This window comes from Pseudodesulfovibrio senegalensis (assembly GCF_008830225.1).
GTDB lineage: Bacteria > Desulfobacterota > Desulfovibrionia > Desulfovibrionales > Desulfovibrionaceae > Pseudodesulfovibrio > Pseudodesulfovibrio senegalensis.
Window position 1 is genome coordinate 210,209 of record NZ_WAIE01000004.1, and the last position, 13,045, is coordinate 223,253.

Consider the following 13,045-nt stretch of genomic DNA (forward strand, 5'->3'; position numbering starts at 1 on the left):
TACATTAGTTCGGCTTTACGGCGAGGAGTTCTTACCGTTTTTCAATAAAAAGGGAGTTTTCCGATGAAAAAGTTGATCGTGCTGATGATGCTTGCCGTGTTTGCCGTGGCGGGGACCGCCCAGGCCGACACCCTGAAGCTGCTGACCTGGAAAGGATACGCGCCTCAGGAACTCATGGACAAATTCGAAAAGGAAACCGGAATCAAGGTCGAAGCCACCTATTCCAACAACGAGGAAATGATCTCCAAACTGCGCGCCACGCGCGGCGCCGGATTCGACCTCGCCCAGCCCAGCCAGGACCGCATCTCTTCGGTGCAGGCCAAATTCAAGATCTACCAGCCGCTGGATTACTCCAAGATCAATGCCGACCTGTTCGTGGCCTCCATGCTGGACGCCGTGAAAAAGAATACGCTGGTCAAGGGCGAATCCTACGCCGTGCCGTTCTGCTGGGGCACCTCCGGTCTGGTGGTCAACAGCGAAAAGGCTCCGGGCGCAAAGTCCTACAAGGCCCTGCTCGATCCCAAGTACAAGGGCCGCGTGAGCTACCGCGTCAAGCGCCCCACGCTCATCGCCACCGCATTTGCGCTGGGCTACAATCCCTTTGATCTTTACAATGACACCGCCGCCTACAAGGCCATGCTCGACAAGGTCGAGGCCGCACTCATCGAAGCCAAGCCCGTGGTCAAGAACTACTGGGCCAACGGCGACGCCCTGCTGGAATCCATGCGTTCCGGCGAAGTGTTCGTGGCCATGGCCTGGGACAGCGGCGGATGGAAGCTCCACGCCGACAATCCCGCCATCGATTTCGTGGCTCCCGAAGAGGGCGCGCTGGGCTGGATCGACACCTTTGCCATTCCGGCCAAGGCCAAGAACGTGGATGCCGCCTACAAGTGGATCAATTTCATCATGAAGCCCGAGAACGCCGGTTACTTCACCTCCAAGGAAAAGTACGGCACTGCCTCCAAGGGCGCCAACGAATTTGTGGACCCGGCCGTGGCCGCCAACTTCAAGCGCTCCTTCCCGCAGGCCGACGTGGACAACATCAAGTGGTATCCGCCGGTTCCTTCCGTGCTGGAAAAGCTTGAAGGCAAGGTGCTCGACAGGATCAAGGCAGCGCAGTAGGCTGCATATTTGCTGTTTGAATTGAAGGCAGGGGAACGGCTTTGGCCGTTCCCCTGCAATCCGTGGAATCCCCAACAATGTGGTAACGATGGACAACGATCTTTCGGTTCGTAAGCTGGTCAAGAAATTCGGTGATTTCACCGCCGTGCAAAATGTCGATTTCGATGTGCCCACGGGTTCGTTTTTTTCCATTCTCGGGCCTTCTGGCTGCGGCAAGACAACGCTTTTGCGCATGGTGGCCGGGTTCGAGGAACCTACGTCCGGGCAAATAGCCATTCGCGGAAACGACATGCTGGGTGTGCCGCCCAACCAGCGGCCTGTGAATCTGGTCTTTCAGCATCTGGCGCTTTTTCCCATGATGACCGTGGCCGAGAACATCGCCTTCGGCCTCAAGCGCCGCAAGGTGGACGGCCCGGAAATAGCCCGGCGCACGCAGGCCATGCTGGAACGCGTGGGCCTGCCCGGGTACGGGGACAAGCGCATCGGCCAGCTTTCCGGCGGCCAGAAGCAGCGCGTGGCCATTGCCCGCTGTCTGGTGCTGGAGCCTTCCGTGCTCCTGCTGGATGAGCCGCTCGGCGCGCTGGACCTCAAGCTGCGCGAGCAGATGAAGGTGGAACTGAAAAAACTGCAGGCCAAGGTGGGCACCACGTTCATCTATATCACGCACGACCAGTCCGAGGCCTTGGTCATGTCCGACCGTGTGGCGGTCATGAACAACGGGCGTTTCGAGCAGGTGGGCACGCCGCAGGAATTGTACGGCGAGCCGGCAACCCCTTTCGTGGCCCGGTTCGTGGGCGACAACAACACCTGGGCCGGCAGTGTTCTGGAATGTAGCGACGGCCGCGCCATGATCCGCACGGACGACGGCTTTGAATTCAATGCCCGCGCCCGCGAAGGCTGCATCAGCGGCAAGCGCGCGGACCTCTATCTGCGGCCCGAGGCCATGCGCATCAATCCGCAGCGTGTGGAGGGGCAGAATGTTTTCGGAGTCACGGTCAAGGCCATCCTCTTTGACGGCGCCAACAGCCGACTGCTCACGGTCACCCCGTCAGAGCACGAACTGCTGGTGACCCTGCCCCAGAATCGCAAGTTCGACTACATCCGCCCGGGCGACGAGATCACCGTGGGCTGGGACCCGGAAGCGGGCCTGTGTTTCGGCGGGGAGTAGGAGTACGCAATGCAAAAATCCCGCCTCGGCCTCTGGCTGTTTTTGACCCCGGTCCTGCTTTGGCTCGTGCTGCTCATCGTGCTGCCGCACCTCGACCTCTTGATAATGAGCTTTCGCGGCGAGAACGATCTGGGCGCCCCGGTCTGGACCATGCAGAACTACATGAATTTTTTCACCGAGCCCATCTACTGGCTCACCTTCGTGCGCACGGCTCTGTATTCCATCATCACCACGGCCATCACACTGGTGCTGGGACTGCCCGTGGCCTTCTACATCGCCAAGCTGGCGCGCACGCGCACGCAGGGCACCCTGACCCTGCTGCTTTTGCTGCCTTTCTGGGTCAGCGAGCTGGTGCGCATCTATGGCTGGATGATCCTGCTGCGCGAATCCGGGGTGCTCAACCATCTGCTGGTGAGCAGCGGCCTGCTTTCCCGGCCCGTGGAGATGCTTTACAACGACGCCACCATGATCATGGGGCTGGTCTACACCTCCATGCTGTTCATGGTCGTGCCGCTCATCTCGGTCATGGAAAGCCTTGACGATTCGCTCATCGAGGCGGCCCACGACCTCGGGGCCAGCAAGCTGGTCATCTGGCGCGATATCATCATCCCGCACTGCAAGCCGGGCATAACCTCGGGCTGCATCGTGGTCTTTATGCTCGCGTTGGGCAACTACCTGACCCCCAACCTCATGGGCGGCAAGAACTCACTCTGGTTCACCGAGCAGATCTACAACCAGTTCATCGCCAGCTTCAACTGGAATCAGGGCTCGGCCTTCGGATTCCTGCTGTTGCTGCTCAGTTCACTGATCATCTGGGCGGGGCTGAAAATCTCGCGCCAGAAACTCGGGGAGGTGGCATCATGATCCGTTCCCTGCCGCGTTCCCGCCGCTATACGTGGGGCTTCAACCTGTTCATCGGCGCGTATTTCCTGTTTTTGTTCGCGCCGCTGGTGGTCACCTGCGTATTGGCCTTCAACAACTCGGATTTCCCGTCCCTGCCGTGGCAGGGATTCAGTCTGGACTGGTTCCTTGCGGACGGACCGGACAGGATCGGCATTTTTCACGACGAGCAGAACCTGCGCGCCATCTGGACCAGTTTCCAGACCGCGTTCTTCGTGTCCATTTTCTGCGTTCTCGTGGGAACCTGCGCCGCGTTCCTGTTCGAGCAGGAGGAGTTTCGCTTCAAGGGCGCACTCTATTTCCTGATGCTGGCCCCGCTGGTCATTCCCGGCGTCATCCTCGGCATTTCCCTGCTGTTGGCATCCAACACCGCGGGCATGTACGTGGAGAACAATTTCGGTTTGGATTTCGACCTGTTCCGGCCCAGCTTCTGGTTGGTGGTATTGGGGCAGTTCTCGTTCATCACCACGTTCGTGTGCCTTGTGGTCTCGGCACGGCTCAGAAAGTTCGACCGCACGCTGGAAGAGGCGGCCCTGAACCTCGGAGCCAACCGGCTGGAGGTCATATGGCACATCACGCTCAAGTTCTTGCAGCCGGCCATTGTCGGCGCCGGGGCCGTGGCTTTTCTCATGAGTTTCGAGAACTTCAACACCACGCTCTTTCTGGTGGGTTCCGAACCGACCTTGCCCATCAACCTGTACCTGCAGGTGCGCGACGGCAGCACCCCGGTCATCAATGCGGTGTCCCTGCTGCTTCTGGTGGGCACGTCGATTCTGGCGCTGGTCAATCTCTATTTCAGCAAGGAAGAGGCTGATTAGACGTTTTGCCTCTGGCGGCCAAAGAACCTTTTAAAAAAGGTTCTTTGGAATCTCCAAAATTTTTTGGCGCTGCGGCCTGTCCTGCAAAAGCAGGACAGGCCGCAGTTGTTTGTGGTGTGTGAAACGAAAAGTGCATTTTTATCTTTAGCCCGTTCCGCATTCGCAGAATGCGGAACATGTCAGGGATGCAAGGGACACGTCCCTTGCCCGCCGGAGGCGAAGTCATCCATGAAATCCACCGAAGGCAGTTTGTCCTGTTTTGAAATCAATCAACGCACAACGGCCCGGAGCGGATGCTCCGGGCCGTTAATTTGTAATCGTATGATGAGTCAGTTGGCGCGCTAGCTAGCGTCTGCGGGGTCTGCGCCTTCTACGGCGTTTTTTTGGCTCGCCGTCCTGATCGCCGCCCTGATTGGCGGAACCTTCGGACGCGACCTGCTGTTCACGCGGCGGACGCGGTTCGGAGCGCGGTTCGGAAGGCTTTGGAGAACGGGCCTGCCGGCCGTTGTTTTCGCCACGGTTTTCCTCGGCATTGCGGGGCTTGCGCTTGCGCGGCTGCTTTTTCCTGGGGCTGGCCTTTTGTTCCGGGGCCGGTGCGGCCTGCTCGGGTTCGGCCGGGGCAAGGCGCATGGAATCCTGATACATGACGTCCAGAAGCATGGCCAGTTGCAGCACGCCGTCTTCGTCGTCGGCAAGGCGTTTGGCCATGGGAAGCAAACGCATGATGCGTTCGCCCTGCAGGGCATCGAGCTTGCGGCGTTTGGCATCCAACAGGGCCGTGATGCGTTCTTCGATGACTTCGGTCACTTCGGAATCCTCCGGGGCCTCGCGTTCCACGAGGTCTATTTTGTAGCGCATGGCGATTCGTTTCATTTCCGGCACCTGTGCGATGTCCGCAAAGGTGATGACCGTGCCGGATGCTCCGGCGCGGCCCGTGCGGCCCGCCCTGTGAATGTACGACTCCGGGTCGTCGGGCGGTTCGTAGAGAAAGACGTGGGAAAGCTCGCGGATGTCGATGCCGCGCGCGGCAACGTCCGTGGCCACCAGAAAGCGCAGCTTGTTGGCCCGGATTTTTCCCAGCACCTTTTCGCGTTTGTTCTGGTTGAGGTCCGAGGAGATGGCCTCGGCCTCGTAGCCGAAATTCTTGAGCACCTCGGCAATGTAATGCACGTCGCGCTTGGTGTTGCTGAAGATGATGGCCGAACTGGGATTTTCCAGCTCGATGAGGCGCATGAGAATGCGTTCCTTGCCCATGCCCGGCACCTTGCACATGACGTGTTCGATGTCGGCCACGTGCACCTGGTCGCCGGACAGGCTGAGCATTTCCGGCTTGTTCAGGAATTCGTCCGCAAGGCGCAATACGCTGCCCGGGTACGTGGCCGAGAACATGAACGCGGAATAGCCGCCTTCCTTGGGCAGATAGGTCTGGATGTCGCGCATGTCCGGGTAGAATCCCACGGAAAGCATGCGGTCCGCCTCGTCGAAAATGAGCACCTTGAGCGAATCGAGGTTCAGGTTGCGCTTGAGCAGGTGGTCGAGGATGCGTCCGGGCGTACCCACCACCAGTTGCGCCCCGGCCTTGAATGCGTCCAGCTGTGCGCCGTAGCCCACGCCGCCGTATACTTCCACCACGTTGATGCCCGAACCGCCTGCCAGCATGCGGGCTTCTTCGGCAACCTGCCGGGCCAGTTCGCGCGTGGGAACGAGCACCAGCGCCTGGCATTGGAGCAGGGCGGGGTTGAGCTTGTCCAGCAGGGGCAGCACGAACGCGCCGGTCTTGCCGCTGCCGGTTCTGGCCTGAACCATGATGTCGCGGTCTGCCAGCACATAGGGCAGGGCCTTGCACTGCACAGGGGTAAGCGACGGCCACCCGGCATTGTTGCATGCTTCCCGCAGAGTTTCGGAGAGTTCGGAAATGCTGGTTTGCGGCAGTTTGTTGTTGGTGGGTTCCTGATCTGTGTTCTGGTTTGTCGTGTCAGACATGAGTGCCTTTTTGAAAAATGAGTGATTTACTTTTTTCAAACTAGCCCTTTCAGGTGGTTTGTGCAACCGCAGCCGGGAAGGAGGAAATTATTGCACGGCCGGCACTGCGTCGGCGTTGAGCATGGTCCAGCCTTCTGTGGCGTCGTTGAAGAAACCCACGTCCGTGAGCAGCTTGCGGATCACGCCGCGTTTGCGCAGTTTGGCCAGCCCCTTTTGCAGGGCACAAAATGTTTTCTGACCCATGGGATGGGTGCGCGAAACCATGAAGTGGCGGCTTTGCAAAAGGCTGAAACGTATGCCCGGGATGGGCACGAGGGTCACGCCGAACTGCTGGCGCGAGAGGTCATCGGCCCGGGAAAAGGAGAGCGGCACCCAGGCGGCCCGTTCGTTTGCGACCATCTTGATCAGGGAATCGAATCGCGGGCAACGCAGGCACGGTTTCAGCCCCATGTCGGCCAGTACTGTGGCGTCGTTTGTCCAGTGCAATCCGATGACTCCGGGCTTGAGCCGGTTGATTGCAGCTATTGTTTTGGCCTGGAGCGCCTTTTTGTTGTCTGCCAGACAGTAGAATCCCTTGCAGAATTCACCGGGCCTGGTAATGGGGGCGCTCATGTAGGTGTTGCGTTTGTATTTGTCTTCTTCAAAGGTTTTGATGTTGAATTGCTGCGAGGCCATGACCGCGTTGCCTTCGATCACCTCGTGGGTTTCGCGGCGTGCGTTGGGCACGATGATGAACTTGAAGCGCGGGTTCATGCCGCCCAGCTGCAGGGCTTTGGCGATGATGACCATCTCTGCCACAACCCGGAAATTTTGTTCTGACGGTATGGAGTCAATGCGCGCGGGGTCGTTGTCGTGTTCGGCCATGATGTGCATGAATTTCCGGCAGGGATCCTCGTTTACGGTCATGGTGACGATGTCGTATGCCAGTGTGCTTTTCGGCAGGGCCGGGACAAGCGCAAGCAGGAGCAGCATCACGGGCAGGCAGAAATACTGCCTGCCGATACCTGATTTGCCGTCTTTTTTTGTCATGCAATCATAATGTGTCATTTCGGGGGCAAGGTAAAGGGGCCAACGCGTTCTGGATGGATAAAGAACGCTGTTGTCAGTATGTGAAACAAGATGATACGAGCGTAATATGGTGCGGTTATTCCCTGTGGCCCCGAGTGGAGCGTGTTTCCGGAGCATGTGTGGGGTTTGTGCCGTTGCCCGATGCTGCACCGCAATTTTTTTTCAAGGAGATTTTCATGCGCAGAGTGTTGATGCCGATGGTGCTGGCCGCATTCGTCATGCTTGTGTCCTCCGCGGGGGCGCGAGCCTTCGAACTGACTGTTGTGCATGTCAACGACACGCATTCCCATCTTGAACCCTGTCCTGCCAAATTGTCGTTTGACGACCAGAAAACGTATGTGAAGCTGGGAGGATGGGACCGTCTCAAGACCAAGGTGGACGCTGTGCGGGCCAAAAATCCCAACGTGGCCCTGCTGCATGCGGGCGACGCCGTGCAGGGCACCCTGTATTTCACCAAGTATCTGGGCAAGCCCGAAATGGAGTTCATGAACCTGCTGGGCTTTGACGCCATGGTTCTGGGCAATCATGAATTCGACAAGGGACCGGACGTGCTGGCCCATTTTCTGAAATACGCGCATTTTCCGGTGCTGTGTGCCAATCTTCGCCCGGGTGCAGAAAGCGCGCTGGCCGACGAGGTGCGGCCGTACGTGATCTTGGAGTTCAACGGCGAACGCGTGGGCGTCATCGGCCTGACCCTTGAGGAAACCCGGGTCATTTCCCGGCCTGCTCCGGCAACGTTTGCCGATGCGTTCGAAACAGCGAAGCAATGCGTGGCCGAACTGGAAGGCAAGGGCGTGAACAAGATCATTGCCCTGACACACATGGGCTACGATGCGGACAAGAAGCTGGCTGCCAGCGTTGCGGGCATCGACCTTGTTGTGGGCGGCCATTCCCATACCCTGCTGGACGACGGCAAAAGCCTTGCCGCCCTCGGGCTGCACAGCGGCGGCCCGTATCCCACCAGGGTGACGGGACCGGACGGTTCGGACGTGTATGTGGTGACATCGTGGAAATGGGCCATGGCCGTTGGCGTGCTCAGGACGGTTTTCGACGATGCAGGGCATGTGACCGAATGCGGCGGCAATGCCGTGCTGCTGCTTTCCGACAGTTTTCAGCGCAAGAACGGCACGGGCGAAAAGGTGGAATTGCAGGGCGCGGCCCGCAATGCGGTCATGGATGCGGTGGTCAAGAGCCCCATGGCCGAGGTGGTCGGCCCGGATGCGGATGCGGACGCATTGCTGGCCCCGTACAAGAAGGGGCTGGAGTCCATGCGCAACGAGGTCATAGGCCGGGCCGCACAGAGCCTGCCGCACATTCGCGTGCCGGGCGTCACCGAGTCGGGCCAGGACTTGCCGCAGGGCAGCATGATCGCGCCCATTGTCTGCGATTCCATGTTGTGGAAAGCCCAATCCGTGGGCCTCAAGCCTGATCTGGCCCTGCAGAACGGGGGCGGCGTGCGCACCGGCGTGGAGCGGGGCCCCATCACCGTGGGCACGGCCTATACGCTCATGCCGTTCGGCAATACGCTTATGGTGCTGGACCTCAAGGGCGCACAGGTACAAAAGGCGCTGGAAAACGGGGCGACCCGGCAGGGCGGCGCATTCGCCTATGTTGCGGGTGCGCGTTACACCGTGGACATGAACCGGCCCGAGGGCGAACGAGTCACCAGCGTGGATATCCGCAGGGGTGACCGGTGGGAGGCGCTGGACAGCGAGGCCACCTATCGCATGGTGACGATTTCCTATCTCGCGGACGGAGGCGATGACTATCAGGTTTTGAAAAACGCTGTGGGCCATCGTTACGACACCGGGTTTGTGGATGCGCAGGTGTTCATGGATTACGTGCGCATGAAAAAGACATTGCAGCGTCCCGAATCCACGGGCATCACCTTCATCCCCGCCAACTGAAGCCGAAACAGTGCAAGGAACGGGGCCATCCTGTAGGAATGGCCCCGTTTTTCGCTTCACTGCTTATGCGCATGGACAGTTTTGCCTGCATATGGCAGGAAATCGGCTAGCGAGGAGGTAGCATGAGCGGCAAGAGACCTTATTATCCGTGCGAGAACTGTCGGTTTCGAAAGTTCACGGAAGACGATCCCTTTTCTTTGTTGGGCTGGTTCTGGACGTGGCATACCAAGTGGTGCCCGGGATGGAAGAAGTATTTGCGGACGCTGAAGGAGCATGGCGAGAATCCGCCTGTTGCCGGTGACCTGCGGGGCGTCTGGGACGATCCCGAGCGCGAATGACATATGTGTTTTTAAGGGGATACGTATTTGGGGGATGAAACTTGTGAAAAGGTTTTTTCCTCTCGAGAAATTTCAGGGAGCGGCCCACTCGGCAAAAGCCGGGTGGGTCGCTGTTGTTTGAGAACCGTTTTTTCCCGCCCGCCCCTTGGAGCACGGCCTGTTTTTCTTGTGGGAGCATGGTGTTTCTTTGGACCTGACAAAATCCCCCCGGTGATGTATGGATATTGCAAAATTGTTGCAGGTACAGGGTGTATTTCATGGGAGGGAGTATGAAAGTGTTCAGACATGGCCTTGCATCGGTGGTTTTGCTTGTGTTGCTGGCCGCGGTGCCCGCACAGGCCGTATCCTATGGAACATCCGACCTTGCCGGTTCATGGCGCGGGCAATGGATGGAAGGCACGACCGGAAATGTCCGGTATTGGCTGAGCATCACCGTGACCCTTGATTCAGACGGCGATGTCACTTCGGGGACGTGGAATTCTTCGGCGGGTTTGAGCGGCACCATTTCCGGCGGAAGCATGGACATGGACGGGCTGGGTTCCATTTCCGGTTCAATGACCTACGTGGGAGATCAGGCCGGAACAATCACCGTGCACCACGGCTGGATGGATGAATCCAAAGACATGGTCTACATGGTCACCAAAAAGGGCGGAGGCCAGCTGGCAGCGGGCATGCTCTGCAAGCAGGAGAACAGCGGTTTTTCCACGGCCGATCTCGAAGGCGACTGGAGCATGTTCATGCAGGACTGCGGACTGGGTGCCGGAGACGACACATACTGGATAAAAACCGACCTGACCCTGAACGATCAGGGCGCGGGGTCGGGCAGTTATGATTTTCAGGGGGTTTTTACGGGATCCATCTCTTCAGCGTCGCTGACACTTGGTGCGACCGGAGGGATCGCCGGATCCATGACCGATGATTTTGCCAACACCATAGTTGTGGGCGCCGGGCAGGTGAATCCGGACCTTTCGTGCGGCACCATGGCCATAACAAAAAGCAATGATCGGCTTGGGGCCGGATTTTTCATCTGGTCCACGCCTACCGGTTTTTCCACGGCGGATCTGCACGGAACGTGGGCCGTTTACCATACCTACGTGGTCGACGAGAACACCATGCTCTGGATTGCCGGGTACATGACCGTGGACAAGGCCGGAAATATAACCGGAGGCGAATGGGAAGGGCCGCCCCCGAGCGATCCGGAAGACCCGACTCCCAGCGGCACATACGTGGGCGGGACCATGGCCGTGGCCGACGATGGAACAATTTCCGGGGATTTCATCCTGAGCAATGCTCCGGGCAAGACCATTGACATCGAAGGCGGCCAGATGGGCGCTTCCAAGACCTTTGCCGGAATTGTCGGCAAGTGGGGCGAGCGAGTGGACCCCGGCCACGTGCTGGACACCGTGTTCATGGTCAAGCGGGCGGGCGCGGCCGCCGGCCTGAACGGTCCTTTGTTGCTGTTGCTGCAGTGACGTTGTTGTTTTTTTGCCTTTTGACGCAAAACCCGGCCTGCATTTGCAGGCCGGGTTTTGATTGTATGGCTGATTGTCGTCGCTCGTTTTGTGTCCCGGCCGCACGTGCGTGATGGCGGAACATGAAGCGGGACGCGGTCCCGCGGTTGCAGGGAAGCGCGCCCTGCGTTGGCTTCTGCAGCCTGTTACCGCTGTGCGCGGCGGCGGGAGCTTCTGCCGCGACCCGAAGGCTTTTGTCCCTGTCGGTGGTTCGAACCGGCGTCCGAACGGGGGGAGCGGGCCTTGGCCGGACGCGGCTGGTTGCGTGCCGGAGATTTCTGGTCGTAGTCGAAGCCTTCCAGCGTGTTGCGTGCAATGCGGGCATCCACAATGCGTTCAATGCTGCGCATCATGGGCTTGTCTTCGCCGGTCACGAAGCTGAGTGCGGTTCCGGTGCGGCCGGCGCGGCCGGTGCGCCCGATGCGGTGCGTGTAGGTTTCTGCCGTGTCGGGCACGTCGAAGTTGACCACATGGGTGATGCGGTCGCAGTCGATGCCGCGTGCGGCAATGTCCGTGGCCACCATGACCCGGAAGTCGCCCTTGCGGAAACCGTCCAGCGCGCGCTGGCGCTGGTTCTGGCTCATGTTGCCCTGCAGGAATGTGGCGTCGTGCCCGATCCTGTCCAGCTTGCGGGCCAGGTTCTTTGCGCGGTGCTTGGTGCGGGTGAAGATGAGCACGCTTTCGTGATTGGTGGTTTGCAGCAGGGCCTCGAGCAATTTGCCCTTGAGGTGCTGGGCCACCGGATAGAATGCGTGGCTCACGCTGGCGGCCGGGGCCGTGTTGGCCACCTGCACCGTGGCGGGGTTGCGCAGTATCTTGTCCGCGAGCTTGCGGATGTCGTTGGGCATGGTTGCGGAAAAGAGCAGATTCTGCCGTTTGACGGGCAGGCGTTTGATGATGCGCTTGATGTCCGGCAGGAAACCCATGTCCAGCATGCGGTCGGCCTCGTCCAGCACCAGCGTGTCCACGCTGTCCAGCGTGATGACGCCCTGGTTGAGCAGGTCGAGCAGGCGACCCGGGCAGGCCACCACCACGGTGGAGCGGCGCACGGCCTTGATCTGCGGGTTCTGGCCCACGCCGCCGAAAACAGACGCGCAGCGGATGCCGGTCTGGCGGCCGAGTTCCACGAAGTTTTCGTGGATCTGCAGGGCCAGTTCACGGGTGGGGGCCAATACCAGCACGCGGGCCGGTCCCTGTTTGGGCGCTTCCGCGTCGATCAGGCGTTGCAGGATGGGCAGGGCGAACGCGGCGGTTTTGCCGGTGCCGGTCTGGGCGAGGCCCATGACGTCGCGGCCCGTGAGCACTTCGGGAATGGCTGCCTGCTGAATGGGGGTGGGGGTTTCATACCCGCACGACTTGATGCCGGACGCAATACGTCCGTCAAACGAGAAATGATCGAAATTCACAAATGATCCTATGGTGATAATAAATATATGACGACAGCGCGTGACAGCGGTCGTTTCCGGTGAAACCGGGGGGTATCAGATGGGCTCCGGGACGTGGGGTTATCGGTGTTCGGTCTGGCCGAACCGGTTTGCCGCGAAAGGGCAAAAAGGAACGTTCGCGCGTCCGGTCACGCTGAGACACATGGTTAATTACGCATTTGAGAGCAAAAGTAAAGGGGCGGCCCGCGAAATGGAATTTTTCAGGGCCGCGCCCGCCGGTTTGGGCAAGCGGGCACGGTCCCATGGGAGTGTGACGGTTATCCGGGATCAGGCAGCCGTACCACGAGCACCGGGATCGGGCTGTGCGTGGTGGTGTGCCGGGCCACGCTGCCCAATACGAGGTCCATGAACGTGCTTTGGCCGTGCGTTCCCATGACCACCATGTCGTACTTGCCGCTTTGCGCCTCGGAAAGGATGCGTTCGGAAGCGTCTCCCTGTGCCACGATGATTCTTTTTTCGGAGAACGGGGAGTTTTCCGTCCGACCGTTCATGGCTGCGACGCATTCCTCGGTGATATCCCGCACGCGTTTTTCGAGGGTGGCCTGCGCCTCGGATATTTCCGGGGCCGCGAATTCGTTCAGGCCGTTCTGGTCCAGCCCGTGCTTCATGTCGGTTCCGGCCTGTTCGCTCATGTATTCCAATGTGTCCGGAACCACATGCATGACGGTAATGTCCGCGCCGTATGCCTGCCCCAATGAGGCCGCATAGTGCAGGGCATGGAGCGCGCAGTCGGAAAGATCGGTCACGTAGAGGATGTTCTTGATAATGGGAAGCATGGTTTCCTC

At 59.5% G+C, this 13,045-nt stretch carries 11 protein-coding genes; 7 read left to right on the plus strand and 4 right to left on the minus strand.

Annotated features, from left to right (window positions below):
* Positions 1 to 63: 63 nt before the first annotated feature.
* The 4 genes from F8A88_RS10975 (at position 64) to F8A88_RS10990 (ending at position 4,008) form a co-directional block, all read left to right on the plus strand.
* Positions 64 to 1,122, plus strand: coding sequence for an extracellular solute-binding protein (locus tag F8A88_RS10975; RefSeq protein ID WP_151151199.1), 1,059 nt, complete (start codon positions 64 to 66; stop codon positions 1,120 to 1,122).
* Positions 1,123 to 1,210: 88 nt separating this feature from the next.
* Positions 1,211 to 2,290 carry an ABC transporter ATP-binding protein gene (locus F8A88_RS10980; protein ID WP_151151200.1) on the plus strand — a complete coding sequence of 360 codons (1,080 nt, stop codon included), beginning with the start codon at positions 1,211 to 1,213 and terminating at the stop codon, positions 2,288 to 2,290.
* A 9-nt stretch (positions 2,291 to 2,299) separates the two neighbouring features.
* Positions 2,300 to 3,154, plus strand: coding sequence for an ABC transporter permease (locus tag F8A88_RS10985; protein ID WP_151151201.1), 855 nt, complete (start codon positions 2,300 to 2,302; stop codon positions 3,152 to 3,154).
* Entirely contained in the window at positions 3,151 to 4,008 is an 858-nt protein-coding gene (locus F8A88_RS10990) for an ABC transporter permease (protein ID WP_151151202.1), read from the plus strand. The genes F8A88_RS10985 and F8A88_RS10990 overlap by 4 nt, the downstream gene beginning before the upstream one ends.
* 345 nt (positions 4,009 to 4,353) lie before the next feature.
* Here the strand turns inward: F8A88_RS10990 and F8A88_RS10995 are convergent, their stop codons facing one another.
* Positions 4,354 to 5,991: a DEAD/DEAH box helicase gene (locus F8A88_RS10995; protein ID WP_151151203.1), complete on the minus strand. Its 1,638-nt coding sequence runs from the start codon at positions 5,989 to 5,991 to the stop codon at positions 4,354 to 4,356.
* 87 nt (positions 5,992 to 6,078) lie between these two features.
* Positions 6,079 to 7,020, minus strand: a complete 942-nt coding sequence (locus tag F8A88_RS11000) for a hypothetical protein (protein ID WP_151151204.1) — start codon at positions 7,018 to 7,020, stop codon at positions 6,079 to 6,081.
* A 215-nt stretch (positions 7,021 to 7,235) separates the two neighbouring features.
* Here F8A88_RS11000 and F8A88_RS11005 point away from each other — a divergent pair, with 215 nt between their 5' ends.
* The 3 genes from F8A88_RS11005 (at position 7,236) to F8A88_RS11015 (ending at position 10,776) form a co-directional block, all read left to right on the plus strand.
* Positions 7,236 to 8,966 carry a bifunctional metallophosphatase/5'-nucleotidase gene (locus tag F8A88_RS11005; protein ID WP_151151205.1) on the plus strand — a complete coding sequence of 577 codons (1,731 nt, stop codon included), beginning with the start codon at positions 7,236 to 7,238 and terminating at the stop codon, positions 8,964 to 8,966.
* A 122-nt stretch (positions 8,967 to 9,088) separates the two neighbouring features.
* On the plus strand, positions 9,089 to 9,304 hold the full coding sequence (locus F8A88_RS11010) for a hypothetical protein (RefSeq protein WP_151151206.1): 216 nt from the start codon (positions 9,089 to 9,091) through the stop codon (positions 9,302 to 9,304).
* A gap of 269 nt (positions 9,305 to 9,573) precedes the next feature.
* Positions 9,574 to 10,776 (plus strand): hypothetical protein, encoded by a 1,203-nt coding sequence (locus F8A88_RS11015; RefSeq protein WP_151151207.1) that lies wholly within the window; start codon positions 9,574 to 9,576, stop codon positions 10,774 to 10,776.
* Between the two features lie 185 nt (positions 10,777 to 10,961).
* On the opposite strand, the gene F8A88_RS11020 is transcribed toward F8A88_RS11015, so the two are convergent.
* Both F8A88_RS11020 and F8A88_RS11025 read right to left on the minus strand, forming a co-directional pair.
* Positions 10,962 to 12,221, minus strand: coding sequence for a DEAD/DEAH box helicase (locus F8A88_RS11020; RefSeq protein WP_151151208.1), 1,260 nt, complete (start codon positions 12,219 to 12,221; stop codon positions 10,962 to 10,964).
* A gap of 296 nt (positions 12,222 to 12,517) precedes the next feature.
* Positions 12,518 to 13,036 (minus strand): universal stress protein, encoded by a 519-nt coding sequence (locus F8A88_RS11025; RefSeq protein WP_151151209.1) that lies wholly within the window; start codon positions 13,034 to 13,036, stop codon positions 12,518 to 12,520.
* Positions 13,037 to 13,045: the final 9 nt, after the last annotated feature.